Source organism: Pseudomonas sp. S2_B07 (assembly GCF_054668435.1).
The window spans coordinates 2,454,796-2,478,298 of sequence record NZ_CP162769.1 but is presented as its reverse complement, the minus strand read 5'-3'; the positions used below and the strand labels follow the sequence as shown (position 1 = coordinate 2,478,298).

Annotated in this window: 21 protein-coding genes; 15 read left to right on the top strand and 6 right to left on the bottom strand. The window is 59.2% G+C overall.

Annotated elements, in window-relative coordinates; genetic code table 11:
- Positions 1 to 9: 9 nt before the first annotated feature.
- Positions 10 to 822: a cytochrome C assembly family protein gene (locus AB4N43_RS11520; protein WP_027924906.1), complete on the bottom strand. Its 813-nt coding sequence runs from the start codon at positions 820 to 822 to the stop codon at positions 10 to 12.
- A gap of 195 nt (positions 823 to 1,017) precedes the next feature.
- On the opposite strand from AB4N43_RS11520, the gene ffh reads away from it, so the two are divergent.
- From ffh to rplS, 5 genes are all read left to right on the top strand, one after another.
- Positions 1,018 to 2,394, top strand: coding sequence for a signal recognition particle protein (gene ffh / locus AB4N43_RS11515; RefSeq protein ID WP_027924907.1), 1,377 nt, complete (start codon positions 1,018 to 1,020; stop codon positions 2,392 to 2,394).
- A 251-nt stretch (positions 2,395 to 2,645) separates the two neighbouring features.
- Positions 2,646 to 2,897, top strand: a complete 252-nt coding sequence (gene rpsP / locus AB4N43_RS11510) for a 30S ribosomal protein S16 (protein WP_007944872.1) — start codon at positions 2,646 to 2,648, stop codon at positions 2,895 to 2,897.
- A gap of 5 nt (positions 2,898 to 2,902) precedes the next feature.
- Positions 2,903 to 3,439 (top strand): ribosome maturation factor RimM, encoded by a 537-nt coding sequence (gene rimM, locus AB4N43_RS11505; protein ID WP_008014731.1) that lies wholly within the window; start codon positions 2,903 to 2,905, stop codon positions 3,437 to 3,439.
- Positions 3,421 to 4,194: a tRNA (guanosine(37)-N1)-methyltransferase TrmD gene (trmD, locus tag AB4N43_RS11500; protein WP_154503229.1), complete on the top strand. Its 774-nt coding sequence runs from the start codon at positions 3,421 to 3,423 to the stop codon at positions 4,192 to 4,194. Before rimM ends, trmD begins: the two co-directional genes overlap by 19 nt.
- Before the next feature lie 45 nt (positions 4,195 to 4,239).
- Positions 4,240 to 4,590: a 50S ribosomal protein L19 gene (rplS, locus tag AB4N43_RS11495; protein WP_003175895.1), complete on the top strand. Its 351-nt coding sequence runs from the start codon at positions 4,240 to 4,242 to the stop codon at positions 4,588 to 4,590.
- A gap of 58 nt (positions 4,591 to 4,648) precedes the next feature.
- Here the strand turns inward: rplS and AB4N43_RS11490 are convergent, their stop codons facing one another.
- Positions 4,649 to 6,460: a cation:proton antiporter gene (locus tag AB4N43_RS11490; RefSeq protein ID WP_460154056.1), complete on the bottom strand. Its 1,812-nt coding sequence runs from the start codon at positions 6,458 to 6,460 to the stop codon at positions 4,649 to 4,651.
- A gap of 106 nt (positions 6,461 to 6,566) precedes the next feature.
- Here AB4N43_RS11490 and xerD point away from each other — a divergent pair, with 106 nt between their 5' ends.
- The 6 genes from xerD (at position 6,567) to AB4N43_RS11460 (ending at position 13,284) form a co-directional block, all read left to right on the top strand.
- Positions 6,567 to 7,463: a site-specific tyrosine recombinase XerD gene (gene xerD, locus AB4N43_RS11485; RefSeq protein ID WP_027924909.1), complete on the top strand. Its 897-nt coding sequence runs from the start codon at positions 6,567 to 6,569 to the stop codon at positions 7,461 to 7,463.
- 207 nt (positions 7,464 to 7,670) lie between these two features.
- The gene (gene dsbC, locus AB4N43_RS11480; RefSeq protein WP_010462985.1) at positions 7,671 to 8,402 is read left to right on the top strand and encodes a bifunctional protein-disulfide isomerase/oxidoreductase DsbC; all 732 of its coding nucleotides are present in this window, start codon (positions 7,671 to 7,673) and stop codon (positions 8,400 to 8,402) included.
- 133 nt (positions 8,403 to 8,535) lie between these two features.
- Positions 8,536 to 9,840, top strand: coding sequence for a homoserine dehydrogenase (locus tag AB4N43_RS11475; RefSeq protein WP_027924910.1), 1,305 nt, complete (start codon positions 8,536 to 8,538; stop codon positions 9,838 to 9,840).
- 109 nt (positions 9,841 to 9,949) lie between these two features.
- A complete protein-coding gene (gene thrC, locus AB4N43_RS11470; RefSeq protein WP_059181564.1) occupies positions 9,950 to 11,359 on the top strand; it encodes a threonine synthase in 1,410 nt (469 codons plus the stop codon).
- Between the two features lie 121 nt (positions 11,360 to 11,480).
- A complete protein-coding gene (locus AB4N43_RS11465; protein ID WP_059181563.1) occupies positions 11,481 to 12,833 on the top strand; it encodes a transporter substrate-binding domain-containing protein in 1,353 nt (450 codons plus the stop codon).
- Between the two features lie 163 nt (positions 12,834 to 12,996).
- The gene (locus AB4N43_RS11460) at positions 12,997 to 13,284 is read left to right on the top strand and encodes a DUF3509 domain-containing protein (RefSeq protein WP_027924913.1); all 288 of its coding nucleotides are present in this window, start codon (positions 12,997 to 12,999) and stop codon (positions 13,282 to 13,284) included.
- A gap of 170 nt (positions 13,285 to 13,454) precedes the next feature.
- Here the strand turns inward: AB4N43_RS11460 and AB4N43_RS11455 are convergent, their stop codons facing one another.
- A complete protein-coding gene (locus AB4N43_RS11455; RefSeq protein ID WP_059181562.1) occupies positions 13,455 to 14,381 on the bottom strand; it encodes a TIGR02285 family protein in 927 nt (308 codons plus the stop codon).
- Positions 14,362 to 15,561, bottom strand: a complete 1,200-nt coding sequence (locus AB4N43_RS11450) for a CaiB/BaiF CoA transferase family protein (RefSeq protein ID WP_410921457.1) — start codon at positions 15,559 to 15,561, stop codon at positions 14,362 to 14,364. The genes AB4N43_RS11455 and AB4N43_RS11450 overlap by 20 nt, the downstream gene beginning before the upstream one ends.
- Positions 15,562 to 15,708: 147 nt before the next feature.
- Here AB4N43_RS11450 and AB4N43_RS11445 point away from each other — a divergent pair, with 147 nt between their 5' ends.
- From AB4N43_RS11445 to AB4N43_RS11435, 3 genes are all read left to right on the top strand, one after another.
- Entirely contained in the window at positions 15,709 to 16,251 is a 543-nt protein-coding gene (locus AB4N43_RS11445; RefSeq protein ID WP_027924916.1) for a YaeQ family protein, read from the top strand.
- Between the two features lie 55 nt (positions 16,252 to 16,306).
- The gene (gene recJ, locus AB4N43_RS11440; RefSeq protein ID WP_460154052.1) at positions 16,307 to 18,016 is read left to right on the top strand and encodes a single-stranded-DNA-specific exonuclease RecJ; all 1,710 of its coding nucleotides are present in this window, start codon (positions 16,307 to 16,309) and stop codon (positions 18,014 to 18,016) included.
- A gap of 251 nt (positions 18,017 to 18,267) precedes the next feature.
- Positions 18,268 to 19,374: an NADH:flavin oxidoreductase/NADH oxidase gene (locus AB4N43_RS11435; RefSeq protein ID WP_027924918.1), complete on the top strand. Its 1,107-nt coding sequence runs from the start codon at positions 18,268 to 18,270 to the stop codon at positions 19,372 to 19,374.
- A 206-nt stretch (positions 19,375 to 19,580) separates the two neighbouring features.
- Here AB4N43_RS11435 and AB4N43_RS11430 read toward each other — a convergent pair whose 3' ends face one another.
- Entirely contained in the window at positions 19,581 to 21,206 is a 1,626-nt protein-coding gene (locus AB4N43_RS11430) for a glucan biosynthesis protein D (protein WP_460154051.1), read from the bottom strand.
- 392 nt (positions 21,207 to 21,598) lie between these two features.
- On the opposite strand from AB4N43_RS11430, the gene AB4N43_RS11425 reads away from it, so the two are divergent.
- Positions 21,599 to 21,784 (top strand): hypothetical protein, encoded by a 186-nt coding sequence (locus tag AB4N43_RS11425; protein ID WP_027924920.1) that lies wholly within the window; start codon positions 21,599 to 21,601, stop codon positions 21,782 to 21,784.
- A gap of 101 nt (positions 21,785 to 21,885) precedes the next feature.
- On the opposite strand, the gene AB4N43_RS11420 is transcribed toward AB4N43_RS11425, so the two are convergent.
- Positions 21,886 to 23,370, bottom strand: a complete 1,485-nt coding sequence (locus tag AB4N43_RS11420; RefSeq protein WP_460154050.1) for an APC family permease — start codon at positions 23,368 to 23,370, stop codon at positions 21,886 to 21,888.
- Positions 23,371 to 23,503 lie beyond the last annotated feature (133 nt).

Sequence of the window (23,503 nt, the reverse complement as noted above, 5' to 3'; positions counted from 1 at the left end):
TGCCGCTCGTCAGATATGCAGGATGTATTCACGAACCAGCTTGCTGCCGAAATACGCCAGCATCAGCAGGCAGAAACCGGCGAGGGTCCAGCGAATCGCCTTGTGTCCACGCCAGCCGAGTCGGTTACGGCCCCACAGCAGCACGCTGAAGACAATCCAGGCCAGGCACGCCAGCAAGGTTTTATGCACCAGATGCTGGGCGAACAGGTTGTCGACAAACAGCCAGCCGGAGATCAATGACAACGATAGCAGGGTCCAGCCGGCCCACAGGAAACCGAACAACAGGCTTTCCATGGTTTGCAGCGGCGGGAAGTTCTTGATCAGCCCTGAGGGATGCTTGTGCTTGAGCTGGTGGTCTTGAACCAGCAGCAGTAGCGCCTGGAACACCGCGATGGTGAACATGCCATAAGCGAGGATCGACAAGAGGATATGGGCGAGGATGCCCGGCTCTTCGTCAATGACCTGTACGGTGCCGGCCGGCGCAAACTGCGCCAGCAGCACGGTCGCGGCCCCCAACGGGAACAGCAATATGAGCAGGTTTTCCACCGGGATTCGCGAGCAGGCCAGCAGGGTCAATGCGATGACCGCTGCGGCAATCAGGCTGGCGGCGCTGAAAAAGTCCAGGCCCAGGCCGATCGGCGTCAGCAGGTGGGTGAACAGGCTGGCGCTGTGGGCCAGTACGGCCAGCACGCCGAGCGTGACCAGCAGGCGCTTGTTCGCCTTGGCGCCGGTGGCCAGACGAGAGCCCTGATATAGAGTCGCAGCGGCATATAAGCAGGCGGCGGCGAGAGTGGTAAGCAAACTGGGTGACAAGGGGAGCATAAATCCTGTTAGGCAAGCCCGAAAGGCGCTGAGTTTGGCATAGAACCCCCGCTGCACGAAAGTGTGAGGTGTCCGCCAGACGCAGTCTTCGCTATAATCCGCGACCTGCCCACGCCGCAGGCTCGCCGAGCACATGTTTATTCCGGTCTGGGCCGCCATTATCCCGGTCTACACAGGGCCTGAAAGGATCGCGCAATGTTTGAAAACTTAACCGACCGTCTCTCGCAGACGCTGCGCCATGTCACCGGCAAGGCCAAGCTGACCGAGGACAACATCAAAGACACCCTGCGCGAAGTGCGCATGGCGTTGCTCGAAGCCGACGTCGCCTTGCCAGTGGTCAAAGACTTCGTCAATTCGGTCAAGGAGCGCGCTGTCGGCACCGAGGTGTCGCGCAGCCTGACGCCGGGCCAGGCCTTTGTGAAGATCGTCCAGGCCGAGCTCGAAAGCCTGATGGGCGCAGCCAACGAAGACCTGAACCTGAGCGCCGTTCCACCTGCCGTGATCCTGATGGCCGGTTTGCAGGGCGCCGGTAAAACCACCACCGCCGGCAAGCTGGCGCGCTTCCTTAAAGAGCGCAAGAAGAAGTCGGTCATGGTCGTGTCCGCGGACGTTTACCGTCCAGCGGCGATCAAACAGCTGGAAATGCTTGCCGGTGAAGTCGGTGTGACCTTCTTCCCGTCCGACCTGAGCCAGAAGCCGGTCGACATCGCGCAAGCGGCTATTAAAGAAGCAAAACTGAAATTCATCGACGTGGTCATCGTCGACACCGCCGGTCGTCTGCACATCGACGAAGAGATGATGGGCGAGATCAAGGCGCTGCACGCCGCGATCAACCCGGTCGAAACGCTGTTCGTGGTTGACGCCATGACCGGCCAGGATGCTGCCAACACCGCCAAGGCGTTTGGTGATGCACTGCCGCTGACCGGCGTGATCCTGACCAAGGTCGACGGTGATGCCCGTGGCGGTGCCGCACTGTCGGTTCGCGCCATCACCGGCAAGCCGATCAAGTTCATCGGTATGGGCGAGAAGAGCGACGCGCTCGATCCGTTCCACCCTGAGCGTATTGCTTCGCGCATCCTCGGCATGGGCGACGTGCTCAGCCTGATCGAACAGGCCGAAGCCACCCTCGACAAGGACAAGGCCGACAAACTGGCCAAGAAACTGAAGAAAGGCAAAGGCTTCGACCTCGAAGACTTCCGCGATCAGTTGCAGCAAATGAAAAACATGGGCGGCCTCGGCGGCCTCATGGACAAACTGCCGAACATCGGCGGCGTCAACCTGGCGCAAATGGGCAATGCCCAGGGTGCGGCAGAAAAGCAATTCAAGCAGATGGAAGCCATCATCAACTCCATGACCCCGGCCGAGCGCCGCGACCCTGAGATGATCAGCGGTTCGCGCAAGCGCCGGATTGCCATGGGTTCCGGCACTCAGGTGCAGGACATTGGTCGCTTGATCAAGCAACACAAGCAGATGCAGAAGATGATGAAGAAATTCTCCGCGAAAGGCGGAATGGCCAAGATGATGCGCGGCATGGGCGGTATGTTGCCCGGCGGCGGCATGCCAAAGATGTAAAGAATTCGCGTCGGCAGTCATGTCGGCGCAACCCCCACACGGAAGTGGGATCTCCAGCAAACCCGCACTTGGCGGGAGCTGACTGGCCGTTTTCAACGACGGCTCTATAGCAAATCTGGATGGCGTCCGATAGGCCGCCGGAAAAAGTCATTTGCAAAAGTCCGGATATTCCTTAGAATATGCGGCCTTTCGGGCACCTATGCCCGCTGTGCCTTTAGATTTGCAGCACCGACTACAGGAACGATGTTCACATGCTAACAATCCGTCTTGCCCTTGGCGGCTCCAAAAAGCGCCCGTTTTACCACTTGACCGTAACCGACAGCCGCAACCCGCGCGACGGTTCGCACAAGGAACAGGTTGGTTTCTTCAACCCTGTTGCTCGTGGTCAAGAAGTCCGTCTGTCCGTGAACCAAGAGCGCGTAGCCTACTGGCTGAGCGTTGGTGCACAACCTTCTGAGCGTGTTGCTCAGTTGTTGAAGGACGCGGCTAAGGCTGCGGCCTGAGCAATATGAACGCGACGCCAGCTGTTGCTGATGATTTGATCGTTATCGGCAAAATTTATTCGGTTCATGGCGTTCGCGGCGAAGTGAAGGTGTATTCCTTTACTGATCCGACAGAAAACCTGTTGCAGTACAAAACCTGGACGCTCAAGCGCGAAGGCAATGTGAAACAGGTCGAGCTGGTCAGCGGACGTGGGAACGACAAGTTCCTGGTCGCGAAGCTCAAGGGTCTTGATGATCGTGAAGAAGCTCGTCTTCTGGCCGGTTACGAGATCTGTGTGCCGCGCAACCTGTTCCCTGAATTGACCGACGGCGAGTACTACTGGTACCAGCTGGAAGGTCTGAAGGTTATTGATCAACTCGGGCAATTGCTCGGGAAAATCGATCATCTTCTGGAAACCGGCGCCAATGATGTAATGGTGGTCAAGCCTTGCGCTGGCAGCCTGGATGATCGCGAACGCCTGTTGCCCTATACGGAGCAATGCGTGTTGGCCGTCGACCTTGCCGCAGGCGAGATGAAGGTGGAATGGGATGCGGACTTCTAAGCGTGGCTAACTTGCGCGTAGAAGTGATCAGTTTGTTTCCCGAGATGTTCTCCGCCATCAGCGAGTACGGCATCACCAGTCGGGCGGTGAAACAGGGGCTCTTGCAGCTCACCTGTTGGAACCCGCGAGACTACACGACGGATCGACATCACACTGTGGATGATCGCCCATTTGGCGGTGGTCCGGGCATGGTGATGAAGATCAAGCCCCTGGAAGATGCTCTGGTTCAGGCCAAAGCAGCAGCCGGGGAGGCGGCGAAGGTAATTTACCTGTCCCCCCAAGGCCGTCAACTGACTCAGTCGGCGGTGCGCGAGTTGGCGAATCTGGATGCATTGATCCTGATTGCCGGCCGCTATGAAGGCATTGACGAGCGATTTATTGAAGCTCATGTCGATGAAGAGTGGTCGATTGGCGACTATGTACTGTCTGGCGGCGAGCTGCCGGCGATGGTCCTGATCGATGCGGTTACACGACTGCTGCCTGGAGCTTTAGGGCATGCGGACTCCGCCGAGGAAGATTCCTTTACGGATGGTTTGCTGGATTGCCCGCACTACACCCGACCGGAGGTGTATGCGGATCAGCGTGTTCCCGACGTGTTGCTAAGTGGCAATCACGCGCATATCCGGCGTTGGCGTTTACAGCAGTCCCTTGGTAGGACCTTTGAACGACGCGCCGATCTTCTGGAAAGCCGCTCGCTTTCTGGAGAAGAGAAGAAGCTGCTCGAGGAATACATCCGCGAGCGGGACGATAGTTAACAACGTATCGATGGTAGATCCGACGATTTACCTTAGGAGCACAGCATGACTAACAAAATCATCCTTGCACTCGAAGCAGAGCAGATGACCAAAGAGATCCCTACCTTTGCCCCGGGCGACACCATTGTCGTTCAGGTGAAAGTGAAGGAAGGCGACCGTTCGCGTCTGCAAGCGTTCGAAGGTGTTGTTATCGCCAAGCGTAACCGCGGCGTAAACAGTGCATTCACCGTTCGTAAAATCTCCAACGGTGTTGGCGTAGAGCGTACTTTCCAGACCTACAGCCCGCAAATCGACAGCATGGCCGTTAAACGTCGCGGTGACGTACGTAAAGCCAAGCTGTACTACCTGCGTGACCTGTCCGGTAAAGCAGCTCGCATCAAGGAAAAACTGGCTTAAGTCCAGCTTCCGATGCAGAAAAAAGCAGCCTTCGGGCTGCTTTTTTGTTGCCTGCGATTTACGCTGCCGCGCTATCTTCAGGCTGAATCAATGCCAACACCGTCCACCCTGCCGAAGGTTTAAGCGCACAGTCCGGCGTCACCACATGCACCCAGCCGCTGTCATCGCGAGCAAACAACAACGTCGCCCGCTCACCATGCAACGCCTGATACTCCTCCCAGCCAAAGCCCTCGGTCAGATGCGTGCTGTACAGCTCCGCCCCCTGATGCAGCTGATTGGCCAGTTTTACGTAAGTTAACTCCTCATTGCCCAGCAAACGCCCGCGATGCTCATGGCTGGCGCGATGCTTGTCGGTGCGTCGGCTCTCCTGACCGCTGGCCAGCCCGAACAAGCGTTGATGACCAAAGTCATGACGAAAGCGCATCGACGCCAGTGTGTTCAGTTCGCCGGACGGCGATAGCGTCAGCAAATGTCCCAGCCCGACCAGGTCCAGGTGCGCGTCCGCATGCTGCGACGCCGGATTGCCGAAGTACGTCGGCAAGCCCTCCATGCGCGCCGCTCGAATATTTTCCCAGCTCGAGTCCGTCAGGAGCACTCGACTGCCCAGTTGTTGCAAGGCTTTGCCCAAGGTTCGCGCCGGAGCGTTGGCCCCGACGATCAGAAAGCCGCTGGGCGCCGGTTCAGCCACTTTCAGCAAGCGCGCCAACGGTCGCGCTGTGGCACTTTGCAGCACCACCGTGCCAATGATCACGGCAAACGTCAGCGGCACCAGCAGCAAGGCACCTTGGTGACCGGCCTCATGCAGGCGAATCGCGAAAATCGCTGACACGGCCGCCGCGACAATCCCGCGCGGGGCTATCCACGACAGCAGCGCCCGTTCGCGCCAGCTCAGATTCGAGCCGAGGGTGGAGAGCGTCACGTTCAAGGGACGTGCGATGAACTGAATGATCAGCAGCAGAATCAGCACCAGCGGCCCGAGGCCGATCATGGCGTTCAGATCGAGGCGCGCCGCCAGCAAGATGAACAGCCCCGAAATGAGGAGCACGCTGAGGTTTTCCTTGAAGTGCAGGATATGCCGCACATCCACCCCTTTCATGTTGGCCAGCCACATGCCCATCAAGGTCACGGCCAGCAGTCCGGACTCGTGCATCACTTCGTTGGCGGTAATGAAAATGCCCAGCACCGCGGCCAGCGCGGCCAGATTGTGCAGGTACTCCGGCAGCCACTGGCGCCGAATGATCATGCCGAGCACCCAGCCACCGGCCACCCCGAACACGCCGCCGCACAGAATCACGCCGCCAAAGGTCAGCAAGCTATGGCTCAAGCCTTCACCCGCGGCGCTGGCGATGATGAAGCTGTAGACCACCACGGCGAGCAAGGCACCAATCGGGTCGATGACGATGCCTTCCCAGCGCAGGATGTTGGCGATCGACGCTTTGGGCCGCACCACGCGCAACATCGGCACGATCACCGTGGGGCCGGTGACCAGCGTCAGGCTGCCGAACAAGATGGCGAGCAACCAGTCGAAACCCAGCAGGTAATGGGTCGCGACGGCGATGACCACCCAGGTCGAGAGCGCGCCGATGGTGACCAGTCGATGCACCACGCTACCTATCTCGCGCCATTCCGACAGGTGCAGCGTCAGGCTGCCTTCAAACAGGATCAGCGCCACCGCCAGCGACACCAGCGGCATCAATAGCGGCCCGAACATGGCCTGCGGGTCGAGCCAGCCCAGAATCGGCCCCACCAGAATGCCGGTGAGCAGCAGGAAAAGAATCGCCGGCAATTTCAGGCGCCACGCCAGCCACTGACAACCCAACGCCGCTGCGCCGATACCGCCAATCGCCAACAGAATCTGCTGTTCGTTCATTGAAGCTCCTGTTCCTTGAAGTAGCGGGCTATGAAAGACTAGCGGCCATTTATTCCGTTCACCCTTTTTTCGCACGCTGTCTCAAGACTGCGTGTCTAGAGCGATCATGCCTGCTATCGATCATCCCCTGATAGACCAATTCCTCGACGCCCTGTGGCTGGAGAAAGGTCTTTCCGACAACACCCGCGATGCCTACCGCAGTGACCTGGCCCTGTTCAACGGCTGGCTGCAGGAGAAGGGCCTGGAGTTGGTCAATGCCGGTCGCGAGTTGATCCTCGATCACCTGGCCTGGCGTCTCGAGCAGAACTACAAACCCCGTTCCACCGCGCGATTTCTCTCAGGTGTGCGTGGCTTTTATCGCTATCTGCTGCGGGAAAAACTGATCGCCGTCGACCCGACCTTGCGCGTCGACATGCCTCAGTTGGGGAGGCCGTTGCCTAAATCCCTGTCGGAAGCCGACGTAGAAGCCTTGCTCAAGGCGCCGGATCTAAGCGAGGCCATCGGCCAGCGTGACCGCGCCATGCTCGAAGTGCTTTACGCCTGTGGTTTGCGAGTGACCGAGCTGATCAGCCTGACGCTGGAGCAAGTCAACCTGCGCCAGGGTGTGCTCAGGGTGATGGGCAAGGGCAGCAAGGAGCGACTGGTGCCGATGGGGGAGGAGGCGATTGTCTGGGTCGAACGCTACATGCGCGACGCCCGTGGCGAGCTGCTCGGTGGTCGTCCCAGTGATGTGTTGTTTCCCAGTCAGCGCGGCGAGCAAATGACCCGCCAGACCTTCTGGCACCGCATCAAGCACCAGGCCAAGGTCGCCGGGATCGGCAAGTCGCTGTCGCCCCACACCTTGCGCCATGCCTTCGCCACGCATCTGCTCAACCACGGCGCCGACCTGCGTGTGGTGCAAATGCTGCTCGGCCACAGCGATTTGTCGACGACCCAGATCTACACCCACGTCGCCCGGGCGCGCTTGCAAGACCTGCATGCCAAACATCATCCGCGCGGTTGACACAGGACTCTGTAGCAGCCGGACGCAGGCTGCGCCAGCCGCTACATAAAGCGTCGTGCACCGTGAGCGAAATGTCGTGCATCAGGCGCATTCGGCCACACGGACCTTATGTGGTAGGCTTTGCCGGTTTGTACGATGGGCGGTTATGACCCGGTGTTTCGGCACGGGCGTTCTGATCGTCCCATTTGTCCGCCTTCAGGAGTTCTCATGCGTCTGACCCAGATTTTCGCCGCCGCCGCCATTGCGTTGGTCAGCACCTTTGCCGTCGCCGATGACGCGGCCGACAAAGCCATTCGTAAAAGCCTGGAAAACCTCCAGCTCGAAGTACCGGTAGAAAGCATCTCCGCCAGTCCGCTGCCGGGCCTGTACGAAGTCAAACTGCAAGGCAGCCGCGTGCTCTACGCCAGCGCCGATGGCCAATATGTGGTTCAGGGCTACCTGTTCCAGCTCAAGGACGGCAAACCGGTCAACCTGACCGAGAAGACCGAACGCCTGGGCGTGTCCAAACTGGTCAACGCAATCCCTGTCGCGGAAACTGTGGTCTACCCGGCCATCGGTGAAACCAAGTCGCACATTACCGTGTTCACCGACACCACCTGCCCTTACTGCCACAAACTGCACGCCGAAGTGCCTGAGCTGAACAAGCGCGGCATCGAAGTACGCTACGTCGCGTTCCCGCGTCAGGGCCTTGGCTCGCCGGGTGACGAGCAACTGCAAGCGGTCTGGTGCTCGAAAGACAAGAAAGCGGCCATGGACAAAATGGTCGACGGCAAGGAAATCAAGGCCGCCAAGTGCGATAACCCGGTTTCCAAACAGTTCGCCCTCGGTCAGTCGATCGGCGTGAACGGCACACCGGCCATCGTTTTGGCCGACGGTCAGGTCATTCCGGGCTACCAGCCTGCGCCACAAGTCGCCAAACTGGCATTGGGCGCGAAGTAAATTCGCATCGTCACGGTCAGCCATTGACGATCGTGGTCCGGCAGCGTCATCGCCAGGCCATTAATAGAGAGCCGCGAGCACGCGGCTGTTTTCACGGCCGACCTTGAGTCGGCCGTTTTATGGGGAGTTCACAGTGAAACCGGTCAAAGTAGGCATCTGTGGGTTAGGAACCGTCGGTGGCGGTACCTTCAACGTACTTCAGCGCAACGCCGAGGAAATTGCTCGTCGTGCCGGGCGTGGAATCGAAGTGGCACAAATTGCCATGCGCACGCCAAAGCCTCAGTTCCAGACGACCGGTATTGCGATTACCAACGATGTCTTCGAAGTGGCCACGAACCCTGAGATCGACATCGTTATAGAGCTGATGGGCGGCTACACCGTTGCCCGCGAGCTGGTACTCAAGGCCATCGAGAATGGCAAGCATGTGGTCACCGCGAACAAGGCATTGATTGCCGTTCACGGTAATGAAATTTTCGCCAAGGCTCGCGAGAAAGGCGTGATCGTGGCGTTCGAAGCGGCTGTGGCCGGTGGCATTCCGGTGATCAAGGCGATCCGTGAAGGCCTGTCCGCCAACCGCATCAACTGGGTCGCCGGCATTATCAACGGCACCGGCAACTTCATCCTCACCGAAATGCGTGAGAAAGGTCGCACCTTCGAAGACGTGCTGGCCGAGGCGCAAGCCCTGGGCTACGCCGAAGCCGATCCGACCTTCGACGTTGAAGGTATCGATGCCGCTCACAAGCTGACGATCCTGGCGTCCATCGCGTTCGGTATCCCGCTGCAGTTCGACAAGGCTTACACCGAAGGCATCACCAAGCTGACCACCGCTGACGTGAATTACGCCGAAGCGCTGGGCTACCGCATCAAGCACCTCGGCGTGGCTCGCAGCACTGCGGCCGGTATCGAGTTGCGTGTGCACCCGACGCTGATTCCGGCCGATCGTTTGATCGCCAATGTCAACGGCGTGATGAACGCCGTCATGGTCAATGGCGATGCTGCCGGTTCGACCCTGTTCTACGGCGCAGGTGCCGGCATGGAGCCAACCGCTTCGTCGGTGATCGCCGACCTGGTGGACGTGGTTCGCGCCATGACCTCCGACCCGGAAAACCGCGTACCGCACCTGGCCTTCCAGCCGGATTCGTTGTCGGCGCATCCGATCCTGCCGATCGAAGCCTGCGAAAGCGCCTACTACCTGCGCATTCAGGCCAAGGACCATCCGGGCGTGTTGGCCCAGGTGGCGAGCATCCTCTCGGAGCGCGGCATCAACATCGAATCGATCATGCAGAAAGAAGTGGAAGAGCATGACGGTCTGGTGCCGATGATCCTGCTGACGCACCGTGTGCTGGAACAGCACATGAACGACGCGATTGCCGCCCTTGAAGCGTTGACGGGTGTGGTCGGTCCGGTTGTACGGATCCGCGTCGAGCACCTGAACTAAACAAAAGCAGCGGCAAGCTGCGAGCTCCAAGCGGCAAGTCAAAGGCAGTCCGGCTTTTACTTGCAGCTTGTAGCTTGAAACTTGAAGCTCAAACCAAAGGTTTGCCCCTATGCGTTATATCAGTACCCGCGGCCAGGCACCGGCCCTGAATTTCGAAGACGTCCTGCTGGCCGGTCTCGCCACCGACGGCGGTCTGTACGTCCCGGAAAACCTGCCACGATTCACCCAGGAAGAAATCGCTTCGTGGGCCGGCCTGCCGTATCACGAGCTGGCTTTCCGGGTGATGCGCCCGTTCGTTACCGGCAGCATCCCGGACGCCGATTTCAAAAAAATCCTCGAAGAAACCTACGGTGTGTTCTCGCACAGCGCCGTTGCGCCGCTGCGTCAGCTGAACGGCAACGAATGGGTTTTGGAGCTGTTCCACGGCCCGACCCTGGCGTTTAAAGACTTTGCCCTGCAACTGCTCGGTCGTTTGCTCGACTACGTGCTGGAAAAGCGCGGGGAACGCGTGGTAATCGTTGGCGCCACCTCCGGTGATACCGGTTCGGCCGCCATCGAAGGCTGCAAGCACTGCGAAAACGTCGACATCTTCATCCTGCACCCGCACAACCGTGTGTCCGAAGTGCAGCGTCGCCAGATGACTACCATCTTCGGCGAGAACATCCACAACATCGCCATCGAAGGCAACTTCGATGACTGCCAGGAAATGGTCAAGGCGAGCTTCGCCGACCAGAGCTTCCTCAAAGGCACACGCCTGGTCGCGGTGAACTCGATCAACTGGGCGCGGATCATGGCCCAGATCGTTTACTACTTCTATGCATCGCTGCAACTGGGTGGCCCGGCGCGTTCGGTATCGTTCTCGGTGCCGACCGGTAACTTCGGCGACATCTTCGCCGGTTACCTGGCGCGCAACATGGGCCTGCCGATCAATCAGTTGATCGTCGCCACCAACCGCAACGACATCCTGCACCGCTTCATGAGCGGCAATCAGTACGTCAAGGAAACCCTGCACGCCACGCTGTCGCCGTCGATGGACATCATGGTCTCGTCGAACTTCGAGCGCCTGCTGTTCGACCTCCACGGTCGCAACGGCGCAGCGATTGCCGGGCTGATGGACAGCTTCAAGCAGGGTGGCGGTTTCAGCGTCGAACAGGAACGCTGGACCGAAGCCCGCAAGCTGTTCGATTCCCTGGCCGTGGATGACGCACAGACCTGCGAAACCATCGCCGAAGTGTACGAACAAACTGGCGAGCTGCTGGACCCGCACACCGCCATCGGCGTGAAGGCTGCGCGCGAGTGCCGTCGCAGTCTGGACATTCCAATGGTGATCCTTGGGACGGCCCATCCGGTCAAATTCCCGGATGCCGTGCAGAAAGCGGGTGTAGGAAAAGCGCTTGAACTCCCTACACATCTTTCTGATTTGTTTGAGAGAGATGAGCGTTGCACCGTGTTGCCAAACGACCTGAAAGCCGTGCAGGCCTTTGTCAGTCAGCATGGCAACCGTGGCAAGCCGTTGTAACCGCTAAAAGCTGTCACATTTTGAAGCCCGTCTCCTGACGGGCTTTCTCATTTCTGCGTGCCACACTTGTTGCGTTTTCGCCCCATGAAGGACGGGCGAGTTGATCGCGAAGGAAGTGGTAATGCAGTTTTTCAAAAGGCTCGGACCAGCCGTGTGCTGGATGTTTTTAGTCAGTGTCATGGGCTTTACCCACGCGGCGCTGGCAGCGCAATGGGTGAATTCCGAGGCGAAGGAGGCGGTTGTCGATGCGACGATCAAACTCGACGCAGAGGAATTGCGATGGATTGCCGAGCACCCGCAAGTCACCGTCGCATCGGTGCAGTACCCGTTGTATCTGTTCAAGGATGAGCACGGCCGATGGAGTGGCTTGAACAACGATCTGCTCAATCGCATCAGTGCCATGACAGGCTTGAAGTTTGTTCACGAAGAATCGTTTTCCACTGATCAGATGCTCGGGCGTCTGGAAAGCGGCGCCGCGGACATGAGCACGACACTGGCAGTGAATGACGAACGCAAAGGCTTTCTGGATTTCAGTCATGCCTTTGGTGGTGCTGGCTGGGTGTTCGTGGGGCGGGCAGAAGAACCTCTGGTGCAGTCCCTCGAGCAGTTGTCGAAAAAAGTCCTGGTGCTGCCGACCCGGCATGCACTCGAAGGTACGATTCGCCACGACTATCCGGCGATCGAACTGCGCTCGGTCAAAACCTATGCCGAAGCCAGGGCATTGGTTGAAAGCGGTGAAGCCTTTGCCACCATCGAAAATGAAATCGGGGCGCAGCTGTATCCGCTGGGGCAACTCAAGGTCGGGCGTGCGGTGGAGGGCAAATGGGAGGCCGATCATCTGGCCGTACGCAAAGGTCAGTCGCCGTTGCTGAGCATCCTCAACAAGGCGCTTGAGGCCTTTCCACCTGCCGAGTTGCGGGCCATTCGCTTGACGTGGCTCAGCGGAATCGGATCAATGAAGACGCCCACCCTCTGGCAGCGGCTTAGCGATTGGGGGTGTTGGGGCTTGGTTGTCGTCGGTCTTTTTGGTCTGCTTTCATTGCTCTGGAACCGACGCCTGGCCGGCTTGAACCAGCAACACCTGAACGACGAGATGAACCTCAACGATCAACTCGCCTTCCAGCATGCCTTGATGGATGCCATGCCCGATCCGGTGTTTGTACGTGATCTGCAAGGGCGTTTGATCATGTGCAACAAAAGTTATGAAGAGAGTCTGGCAACCCGTTTCGACCAGATTCAGGGGCGACAGTTGATCGAACTCGATCTCCTGCCCAAAGTGACGGCAGAGCGCTTGCATGCAGAGTTCATTACCCTGTTGAGTACACGCAAGCCCCGGTTCGTTGAGCGTCAATTGGAGTTCAAGAACGGTGTCAGGGATATCTATCAGTGGACGGTGCCGTTCTACAGCGGCGATGGCCAATTGCGCGGTCTACTCGGAGGCTGGACGGATAAAGACAGGCGGCGGGGTAAGTGATGCGGCTGTTTTTTCCCTGTCATCTTTGCCGTGCATGCTCTATCGACCAGAGGCGCCGACGCGCCTGCACCTGGAAATCCAGAACTTTCTTCTCGGGCCAGTGGTCATTAACTGTGAGCACGCCCCAGGCACTTTGTTTTCGGACTATTGAGTGGTGATCGAGATGGAAAGTATCAGTCTATTGCTCGGTGAGGCACTGAGCCCGTATCAGGTCACGCTGACCCCGTCGGGTGCCCATGGCGAATGCCTGGTGACGTTGAAGAATGCGACCGGCGCGATAGTGGTGGAACGCGCCTTCAATCAGGCTCAGTTGACCGACAAGCGTCTGCTGACCGATGTCGTCGACGGATTGCACCGCGACGTGCTCATTGCCGAAGGACGGCTGGAGCCCTGTGTTATCGCGGCGTTGCGTAATGCAGCCCAGGAGAAAATGCTGGCTCGCAGAAATTGACGTGATTGTTGTGGGAACCTTCCTGCGCTTAGGTCAGTCAGACCATGTAACAGCAGGATCAAGCATTGTGCTCCGGTGCTTGTAGCTTGCTGCTACTGGTCTTTATGTAGGCCACGTTTAACCCCGAGTCGTCTCCCCACTTCTCGGGGTTTCTTTTTGCCCGCGATTTGTCAGTGCTCGGCCTGATGCTCGAAAAACGCCTTGGTTTCTGCCAGATAATCCTTACGCCTTTCGGGATCGAGCCAGTCGGCATACAACGGGTCCAGTCGCTCATGAGGCAGTGTGCGCAATAGCTGGTTTATTCTGCTGATCGCCTGGCGTCCCTGGTCTGTATTGGTGCAACCGATGTGCCCTGACATGTATTTGCCCGTGCCCTTGATCGGATAAAACGCCAGTTCATCATCGGAAATGTGCTCTTGACGAGCCAGGTAGCGAATTTCTGGCCAGTAACCCAGCACCACCTGCAATCGTCCCAGACGTTGCATCTGCAACAGGCTGCCGAGCGCATCGTTGCCGTAGTGAGGCGTCAGAGCACCGGCCGGTGCCTGCTTTAGCAATGCATCGAGGACTTGTCCGTAACTGCGTTCGGCCACCACGCCGACTTTCTTGCCACTGCCGGCCAACAGCGCTGCCAAATCGACTTCACCATCGCTCAGAAACGGTTCAAGCACGGGTCGATTTTCCTTGCGAACCACAAGTCCATTGCTCACGGCGCGGAAGGCTGGAATCGAAAAGGCGATCCACTGTTCCCGCTCCTTGGTCCAGACCAGCGAGGGATCGCAGGTAAACGACGGTTCGTGAAGCATCTGCATACCGCGGGCGCGGTTGACCCGCATCAGGATGTGTTCGTATTGCGGCATGCCGGCAATCAACAGCGGCAGCATCTGATCGATGATCCCCTGACCTTTTTTCGGGCCCTCGAAGATCATCGTCGGTGGCAAATCACGCAGCAACCAGATCAGCGTCTCTTTAGGTTGCGCCGAGACGGGGAGTGCCAGCCCGGCCAACAGCCAGAAAGCCGCCATTGCGCACCCGTTGCGGGGGGCGTGGAGGGCTGATGAAAGCAGGCGCTTCAGCTTAGATGGCCCCGTCTTCACGCAGCTTTTCGATCTGTACCTTGTCGTAACCAAGATCGTGCAGTACCTGCGCATTATGTTCGCCCAACTGCGGCCCGACCCATTCCGAAGTGCCGGGTGTCTCTGAGAGTTTCGGCACAATGCCCGGCATCTTGAAATCTTTACCGTCCGGAAGCTTGGCCTGCAGGAACATTTCCCTGGCCAGGTATTGCGGGTCGCTGAACATGTCTTCGGCACTGAAGATCCGGCTGGCCGGCACGTCAGCCTGATTCAGCCGTTCGATCACGGTATCCAGCGGCAGTGAATTGACCCAGCGATCGATCACGCCGTAAATCTCGTCACGACGGCTGTCACGTCCGTCGTTGCTGGCCAGTACCGGGTCATTGGCCAGGTCTTCGCGGCCGATGATCAGCATGAACCGTTTGAAAATCGCATCACCGTTGGCGCCGATCTGCACATGTTTGCCGTCGGCGCTGGTGTGGATCGAAGAGGGTGTGATGCCCGGCATGATGTTGCCGGTGCGTTCGCGAATGAAACCAAACACATCGAACTCCGGCACCATGCTTTCCATCATGGCGAAGATGGCTTCGTACAACGCCACGTCGACCACTTGGCCGAGGCCGCCGTTCACTTCGCGATGACGCAGGGCCATCAGCGCGCCGATTACGCCCCAGAGTGCTGCAATCGAGTCACCGATGGAAATCCCGGTGCGCACCGGTGGTCGGTCTTCGAAACCGGTGATGTAGCGCAAGCCGCCCATGGACTCACCGACCGCGCCGAAACCTGGCTGGTCCTTCATCGGCCCGGTCTGACCAAAACCGGAGAGACGTACCATCACCAGTTTCGGGTTCAACGCGTGCAGGACGTCCCAACCCAGGCCGAGCTTTTCCAGCACACCGGGGCGAAAATTCTCGATCAGGATGTCCGCTTCAGCGAGCAGTTTTTTCAGAATCGCCAGGCCATCCGGGTGTTTCAGGTTCAGGGTCAGGGACTTTTTATTGCGCGCCTGGACGAACCACCACAGCGAGGTGCCTTCGTACAGTTTTCGCCATTTGCGCAATGGATCGCCACCGTCGGGGGATTCGATCTTGATCACTTCGGCGCCAAACTCGCCGCAAATGCGCGAGGCAAACGGCCCGGCGATCAACGTACCCAATTCGATGACTTTCAGACCTGAGAGCGGTTTTCCGGTGAGCGGCATGCGGGATCCTGTAGGACAAAGGCTGAGCAGAGATAGCGTTTTAACATAGCCGAACGTCAGACGAGCAAGCAGAATCGCCTTCAGTTCGATGATTGCCTACAGCATCGGTTAGACTTGCCGCCTTTCCTCGTATCAAGAAGCCCGTTCATGGCCCAGCCGTCCACGACCTACAAGTTTGAACTGAACCTCACCGACCTCGACCGCAGCATCTACGAGACCGTGAAGCAGACCATCGCCCGTCACCCTTCGGAAACCGAAGAGCGCATGACCGTGCGGCTGTTGGCCTACGCCTTCTGGTACAACGAGCAGCTGTCATTCGGTCGTGGTCTGTCTGACGTGGATGAACCTGCCCTGTGGGAAAAGAGCCTGGACGACCGCGTCCTGCACTGGATCGAAGTCGGCCAGCCAGACGCCGATCGCCTGACCTGGTGCTCGCGTCGCACCGAACGCACGAGCCTGTTGGCTTATGGCAGCCTGCGCGTCTGGGAAACCAAAGTGATCCCTGCGATCAAAAACCTGAAGAACGTGCACATTGCTGCCGTGCCTCAGGAAATCCTGGAAACCCTGGCCAAAGACATGCCACGGGTGATCAAGTGGGACGTGATGATCAGCGAAGGGACGATTTTCGTCACCGACGACCGTGGTCAGCACGAAGTCCAGTTGCAATGGCTGCAAGGCGAGCGCGGCTAATACTGCGCTGGCAACAGACTCATCCCACGTAATCAAGAGAAGCTTCCGTCACCCCATGCGTATCGAACCTCGCCTGTTGCCCGACACCCTGCCATTTCTCGGTGATTTGCCGCCGCTGCTGACCCGCCTGTACGCGGCGCGGGGCGTGCTGACCGAGGCTGAACTGGACAAGAGCCTGGCGCGGCTGATTCCGTTCCAGCAGCTCAAAGGCATCGATGCCGCCGTGGATTTGCTGGTGACGGCGCTGGAACAGCGCCAGCGCATTCTGATCGTCGGCGACTTTGACGCCGATGGTGCCACGGCCAGTACCGTGGGCGTGTTGGGCTTGCGCCTGCTGGGTGCGGCTCACGTCGACTATCTGGTGCCAAACCGGTTTGAGTACGGCTATGGCCTGACGCCGGAGATTGTCGAAGTCGCGTTGACCCGTACGCCGCAATTGCTGATCACCGTGGACAACGGTATTTCCAGTGTCGAAGGCGTGGCGGCGGCGAAAAAGGCCGGTCTAAAAGTGCTGGTCACCGACCACCACTTGCCCGGCGATGAAATGCCGCTGGCCGATGCCATCGTCAATCCGAACCAGCGAGGGTGCGATTTCCCGAGCAAGGCATTGGCCGGTGTCGGGGTGATTTTCTATGTACTGATGGCGCTGCGTGCGCGTTTGCGCAGCCTTGGCTGGTACGAGAGCATGCCGCAGCCGAACATTGGCGAGTTGCTGGACCTGGTGGCGCTGGGCAGCGTCGCCGACGTGGTGCCGCTGGATGCCAACAACCGGATTCTGGTCCATCAAGGTCTGGAACGGATTCGCGCCGGGCGTGCGCGGCCGGGGATCAAGGCGATTCTCGAAGTCGCCAAGCGTGAGCCGGCGCGCATCACCTCTACCGATCTGGGCTTCATTGTCGGCCCGCGCCTTAACGCGGCAGGGCGGCTGGACGACATGAGCCTGGGCATCGAATGCCTGCTCACCGACGACGCGGGGCTGGCGCGGGAAATGGCCGTGCAACTCGACGGCATGAACCAGGACCGCAAATCCATCGAACAGGGCATGCAGCGCGAAGCGCTGGCGCAACTGAAGGATTTGCCGGTCGAGTCGATGCCGTTCGGTTTGTGCCTGTTCGATCCCGAGTGGCACCAGGGTGTCATCGGCATCCTTGCTTCACGGATGAAAGAGCGCTATTTCCGCCCGACCATCGCCTTTGCCGATGCCGGTGACGGCTTGCTCAAGGGCTCGGGGCGTTCGGTTCAGGGGTTCCACATTCGCGACGCGCTGAGCGTGGTGGCCGCGCAACATCCCAACCTGATCAGCAAGTACGGCGGCCACGCGATGGCGGCCGGGCTGACGCTACCGGAAGCGAATTTTCCGCTGTTTGCCGAGGCCTTTGATGCGGAAGTGCGTCGGCAATTGCGTGAAGAAGACCTGACCGGCCGGCTGCTGTCGGACGGCACGCTGGCGGTCGAAGAGTTCCACCTCGAACTGGCGCGGGCCCTGCGTCATGCCGGTCCTTGGGGGCAGCACTTTCCGGAGCCGCTGTTCCATGGCCTGTTCCAACTGGTTGAGCAGCGCGTTGTCGGTGAACGCCACCTGAAAGTGGTACTGAAAAGCGAATGCGGTTCGGTGAAACTCGACGGCATCGCTTTCGGCATCGACCGTGATATCTGGCCGAACCCGACCATCAAGTGGGTGGAACTGGCCTACAAACTCGACCTCAACGAGTTTCGCGGTAACGAAACCGTGCAGTTGATGATTGCCCACATCGAACCGCGGTGACCCCATCGCGGGCAAGCCTTGCTCCTACAGGCGCATGGCGTGCCCGCGATAGCGATCTTCCTGACGCCAAATATCCCAGGAACCCTCCCTCATCCCCCGATGTCGACTAGGCTCTAAGCACTGCTTGATTATCCTTGTGACGTCTTGTCGAATTTTTTGCCCGCGGGGGCGGGTGCTGCGCCTTTTTCCTGTCACTCGTCGACTTTTCAAACAGAACCCTGGAGCCTGCCCACTGATTCGAGAGGTGCCCCATGAGTCTGCTGCTTGAACCCTATACCCTGCGTCAATTGACCCTGCTCAACCGTATCGCGGTCTCCCCGATGTGCCAGTACTCCAGCGTCGATGGGCTGGCCAATGACTGGCACCTTGTCCACCTCGGCAGTCGTGCGGTCGGTGGCGCCGGCCTGGTGTTTACCGAAGCAACCGCCGTCACCGCCGACGGGCGCATCACCGCTCAAGACCTTGGCCTGTGGACTGACGAGCAGATCGAACCCCTGCAACGCATTACCCGCTTCATCGCCGCTCAGGGCGCTGTGGCCGGCATCCAGTTGGCACACGCCGGGCGCAAGGCCAGCACTCATCGGCCGTGGCTCGGCAAACATGGCAGCGTTAAACCCGAAGACGGCGGCTGGGTGCCGGTAGGCCCGTCGACTATTGCTTTCGACCCGCAGCACACGCACCCAAGGCAACTCGAAGAAAGCGAGATCGCTGAGGTCATTCAGGCTTTTGTCGCTGCTGCCCAGCGTGCATTGACCGCCGGATTCAAAGTGGTCGAAATCCACGCCGCCCACGGTTACCTGTTGCATCAATTTCTGTCGCCCCTGAGCAATCAGCGCCGCGATCAATACGGTGGTTCATTCGAGAATCGCATCCGACTGGTGCTGCAAGTCACCGAAGCGGTGCGTGCGGTATGGCCTGAAGAACTGCCGCTGTTCGTGCGGGTATCGGCCACCGATTGGGTGGAAGATGGCTGGAACCCGGATGAAACCGTGGAGCTGGCGCGCCGCCTCAAAGGGCTGGGCGTGGACCTGATCGACGTGTCCTCGGGCGGTACGGCGGCCAATGCCGAAATTCCGACAGGACCCGGTTATCAAACCCGCTTCGCCGAGCGCGTGCGCAAGGAGTCGGGCATTGCCACCGGTACGGTCGGCATGATCACCGAGCCGGCCCAGGCCGAACATATCTTGCGCACATGCCAGGCGGACATCATCTTCCTGGCGCGAGAACTGCTGCGCGATCCGTATTGGCCGCTGCATGCCGATGATGATTTAGGCGGGCGCAAGGCTATCTGGCCTGCGCAATACCAGCGGGCGACGCACCGGGATCAGCCGATACATGAGTCGGATTTGCGTGACTGAATGCGGCTGTAAAACCAAAAAGCCCCGATCGATGTGATCGGGGCTTTTGCGTTTCTGGGCGGGAACATTTGTCGCCTGTCAGGCCGTCTTCGCGGGCAAGCCCGCTCCCACAGGGTTCAGTAGAGTTCACTCCTTTTGTGCAACACAGCCGATCCTTGTGGGAGCGGGCTTGCCCGTGAAGAGGCCCGCCCAGACAACCCTTAACTTCAGGTGTACTTACGCTTATCCGGCGCCGGCGGAAAGTACTGATACAACCAGGTCTCACTCAACGTCCGGTCATTGGTCCGGATGAACAACCGCAGCTCTACCGGCTCCACGCTGTCATTGGTCGGGAACCAGTCAAAGGTAATGCGATAACCCTTGATGTCGTCCAGCACCAACACATTGAAATCCTTCACCTGCCCGTTCGAGCACGTCACCACGGGCTCGATCCCTGCGCCTTCCGGCAAGCGATCCAGACCGCCACCGGTGAAGTCCACCGCAAAGCGCCGCGCCCAGACTTCCGGGTAATGCTCGCCCGGCGCCCAGCCTTCGGTGAAGCCGCCCATGCCCGAACGGGTCGCATTGACCCGCGCCAGCGGCGTGCCGACCGGAGGCAGCGCGCTCCAGTAGAGCTTGTAGCCGTAATTCAGGGAATCACCGGCCGCGACCGGTTTTTTCGGGGTCCAGAACGCGACGATGTTATCCAGCGTCTCGCCGGTGGTAGGAATTTCCAGCAGATCGATAGAGCCTTCGCCCCACGCCGTTGTCGGTTCTACCCACAGGCTCGGACGCTTGCTGTACCAATCGACGGTGTCCTGGTAGCTGGCGAACTCATGGTCGGTCTGTACCAGGCCGAAACCTTTCGGATCGGTGTCGGCAAAGGCATTGAATTGCAGTGTCGCGGGGTTGTTCAGCGGGCGGCAGATCCACTCACCGTTGCCGCGCCACATCGCCAGACGATCCGAGTCGTGGATCTGCGGGTGAATGGTGTCGCACATGCGCCGCTCATGGGTGCCGCAGCTGAACATGCTGGTCATCGGCGCGATGCCCAGTTGCTCGATGGCGGTACGCGCGTTGATGTGGGCATCGACAGCCATGACCACCTGACTGGCCTGGCAATCGATGTCGAAACGGTAAGCACCGGTCGCGCTCGGCGAATCCAGCAGGGCGTAGACCACGAAACGGGTGCTGTCCTTGTCCGGCGTCTCGAACCAGAACTTGGTGAAGTCCGGAAACTCCTCGCGCTTCTTGGCGTACGTATCAATCGCCAACCCGCGCGCCGACAGACCGTACTGGCCGGTGGCGTCTACCGCACGGAAGTAACTCGCGCCGAGGAAAGACAACACATCGTGCCGGTCCAGCTCCGGAGCCTTGAACAGCTTGAACCCGGAAAACCCCAGGTCGCCCGTCAGCTGCTTGGTGTCGACCGTGGTTTTTTCATAGTTGAACAGCGAAGGGCGGAAATGCACCGCCCGCGCCTGACGCGTCTTGGGATCGACGCTGTACATGCGCACCGGCTGCTTGAACCCCATGCCGACGTGGAAAAACTGCACGTCCAGCTGACCGTTCAAATCCTTCCACAGCGAGTGATTCGCGTCGTAGCGGATCGCGTTGAAGTTCTGCGGCGTCATGGTCGCCAGCGTCGGCGGCAGCACCTGCTTGGTGTCCTGATAGCGGTTGCCGGCGAGCTGCTTGGCCTGAATCTTCAGCGCTTCAAAATCGAACGCTTGAGCCTCGCCATCCGCCGTACCGTTGCCCGCCCAGGCACGGCTGGCCAACAGGCCGGTGGCGGACAAACCGGTGTAGGCCGCGATGGCCATGGACGCTTTGAGCAAATTCCTGCGATGCATAAGTACAACCTGTCGTGAGCAATCCCGCGCCGTTCCTGGCACGTGCTGGATCAAAAATAACGGTTCGGACATGCCTTCGACCAAACGCAACGGACTGTAAAGAGATGCCAAATAGCTTAAACCGTTCGATCACAGACCAAAATTGATGGATAGCACTTTGATGGTTCGGCAATGAAACAAGACATTTCGGTTCATTTTTCTGACAGCGCCTTCTGATTTATAGGGCATTTCTGCTTTTTTTGACTAATTACTCTAAAAACCGCTTTTCAGTGCCGGGAATGTTCCTATTCTGTGCTCATGACCGGCTCCAGCCCTTAAGGCCGGCGACAAACAAAAAGGAGAGGGCGATGCGGTTTTTGAAGTTTTCTCGGTCTTATAGAAGGACATCGTCGATGACAAAAGTACAAGGCATCACCGAAATGTTAGGCATTCTTCCTTGCCTGGCCAGCGGCCGGCGAAGGCGCCGACTCAGCCCGGACGAAATGAAGTTGTTGGAACGGTATCGAGAGCTGTCGGAGAGCGACCGGATTGCGATGCGGTATCTGGTGGATGCGATGCGGACTGTTTCGCGGTTTTGAGGGTTGGAGATTAAGTCTTGTTGGAAAGCCAAGGGGCGGACTGTGAAGTCTGCCCCTTTTTCATCTTTTACCCCGCATCGCTGCGGGTTGAGCAAGTATGTTTACCGACTAGCCTTCCAAGCGTCCCCCGAAGGCGCAGTCCCGTGGTCATACGGCTTGGCCATCCACATGTACAACAAGCCCAAACCAATCACGATCGCCGTGCTCAGCACCATGGCGTAGTTGATGTACCACGCTGCATCCGGTGTGCGTGGCCAGGCCATGTTGACGATCGCGCCGACGCCGTAGGCCAGCGCGCCGATGTTTACCAGCCAGCCCCACGCACCGAGGGTGAATTTGCCGCTCGGTTTCCAGCCTTTCATGCGGGCATAGAGGGCCCCGAGTACGATCATCTGGAAGGCCAGGTAGATGCCGATCGCCGCGAAGCTGACGATGGTTGCCACGGCATCCTGCAGGAAGAAGCCGAGGATGATGATCAGCGCCGGCAGGACACCGGAGACGAACAGCGCCGCTACCGGCACCTGAGTGGCTGTAGAGATCTTTTTCAGCAGTGAGCTGCCGATGATCATTTCATCGCGCGCGTAGGAGTACAGCAGACGGCTCGCCGCCGCTTGCAGGCTGATGACGCAGGAGATAAAGGAAATCATCACCACGCCCATCACCACTTTCGAACCGACCGGGCCGAAGGCGTTGTTGAGGATGGTGGTGACCGGGTCTTTGTCGGTGCCGTTGATCACGGTTTGCATGTCCGGCACGGCGAGGATCAGCGCCAGGCAGGCGAACATCGCTGCGATGCCGCCGATGTAGATGGTCATGCGCATGGCCACCGGGATTTTCTTGCTCGGGTTCGGGGTTTCTTCGGCCACATCGCCGCAGGCCTCGAAGCCGTAGTACAGGAACATCCCCGCCAGCGAAGCGGTGAGGAAGGCGGGCAAGTACGAGCCGTCGACGCTGATGTCGAAGGTGTTGAACAACACGCTGAGCGGCTGATGACGCTCGAACACCAGCAGGTAAACGCCGACGATCACCGCGCCGACCAGCTCGCACAGAAAACCGAACATGGCGATGCGCGCCAGTACCTTGGTGCCGCTGAGGTTGACCAGGGTGGCGAACAGCGTGAGGAACAGGGCGATGATGATGTTGGTGTTGTTGCTCGGCTCAAAACCCATCATGGCGGCCAGGTACGGACCGGCACCGACGGCAACGGCGGCGATGGTGACGCACAGGGCGATGGAGTAGATCCAGCCGACCATCCACGCCCAGCGTTTGCCCACCAAGCGGCGGGCCCACGGGTAGACGCCACCGGAAATCGGGAATTGCGAAACCACTTCACCGAAGATCAGGCACACCAGCAACTGGCCGCAACCGACCAGCAAATAGGCCCAGAACATCGGTGGCCCGCCTGCGGCCAGACACAGGCCGAAGAGGGTATAAACCCCTACGACCGGCGAGAGGTAAGTGAAGCCCAGGGCGAAGTTTTCCCACAGGCTCATGCTGCGATTGAAGTTCGACGTGTAACCCAGTTTGCGTAACTGCTCGGCGTCGCTGTCGGCGACGGCTACAGCGAGTTCGGGTGTTGTACTCATAGTGTGTCAGCTCCGGAAAATCGGCAGATTTCGGATGTCCGAAACCGTGGCGGGGCCGTGAGGCGCTGCCCGGATCGGTGGTTATTGTTTTGGCTTCTTTGGGGTGGAACCTGGGTGATGCTAAGTGCCGGTT

Excerpts from the sequence above, each read along its gene's own strand:
- AB4N43_RS11520 (WP_027924906.1), bottom strand. The coding sequence starts at position 822 with ATGCTCCCCTTGTCACCCAGTTTGCTTACCACTCTCGCCGCCGCCTGC.
- ffh (WP_027924907.1), top strand. The coding sequence starts at position 1,018 with ATGTTTGAAAACTTAACCGACCGTCTCTCGCAGACGCTGCGCCATGTC.
- rpsP (WP_007944872.1), top strand. The coding sequence starts at position 2,646 with ATGCTAACAATCCGTCTTGCCCTTGGCGGCTCCAAAAAGCGCCCGTTT.
- rimM (WP_008014731.1), top strand. The coding sequence starts at position 2,903 with ATGAACGCGACGCCAGCTGTTGCTGATGATTTGATCGTTATCGGCAAA.
- trmD (WP_154503229.1), top strand. The coding sequence starts at position 3,421 with ATGGGATGCGGACTTCTAAGCGTGGCTAACTTGCGCGTAGAAGTGATC.
- rplS (WP_003175895.1), top strand. The coding sequence starts at position 4,240 with ATGACTAACAAAATCATCCTTGCACTCGAAGCAGAGCAGATGACCAAA.
- AB4N43_RS11490 (WP_460154056.1), bottom strand. The coding sequence starts at position 6,460 with ATGAACGAACAGCAGATTCTGTTGGCGATTGGCGGTATCGGCGCAGCG.
- xerD (WP_027924909.1), top strand. The coding sequence starts at position 6,567 with ATGCCTGCTATCGATCATCCCCTGATAGACCAATTCCTCGACGCCCTG.
- dsbC (WP_010462985.1), top strand. The coding sequence starts at position 7,671 with ATGCGTCTGACCCAGATTTTCGCCGCCGCCGCCATTGCGTTGGTCAGC.
- thrC (WP_059181564.1), top strand. The coding sequence starts at position 9,950 with ATGCGTTATATCAGTACCCGCGGCCAGGCACCGGCCCTGAATTTCGAA.
- AB4N43_RS11465 (WP_059181563.1), top strand. The coding sequence starts at position 11,481 with ATGCAGTTTTTCAAAAGGCTCGGACCAGCCGTGTGCTGGATGTTTTTA.
- AB4N43_RS11460 (WP_027924913.1), top strand. The coding sequence starts at position 12,997 with ATGGAAAGTATCAGTCTATTGCTCGGTGAGGCACTGAGCCCGTATCAG.
- AB4N43_RS11450 (WP_410921457.1), bottom strand. The coding sequence starts at position 15,561 with ATGCCGCTCACCGGAAAACCGCTCTCAGGTCTGAAAGTCATCGAATTG.
- AB4N43_RS11445 (WP_027924916.1), top strand. The coding sequence starts at position 15,709 with ATGGCCCAGCCGTCCACGACCTACAAGTTTGAACTGAACCTCACCGAC.
- recJ (WP_460154052.1), top strand. The coding sequence starts at position 16,307 with ATGCGTATCGAACCTCGCCTGTTGCCCGACACCCTGCCATTTCTCGGT.
- AB4N43_RS11435 (WP_027924918.1), top strand. The coding sequence starts at position 18,268 with ATGAGTCTGCTGCTTGAACCCTATACCCTGCGTCAATTGACCCTGCTC.
- AB4N43_RS11430 (WP_460154051.1), bottom strand. The coding sequence starts at position 21,206 with ATGCATCGCAGGAATTTGCTCAAAGCGTCCATGGCCATCGCGGCCTAC.
- AB4N43_RS11425 (WP_027924920.1), top strand. The coding sequence starts at position 21,599 with ATGACAAAAGTACAAGGCATCACCGAAATGTTAGGCATTCTTCCTTGC.
- AB4N43_RS11420 (WP_460154050.1), bottom strand. The coding sequence starts at position 23,370 with ATGAGTACAACACCCGAACTCGCTGTAGCCGTCGCCGACAGCGACGCC.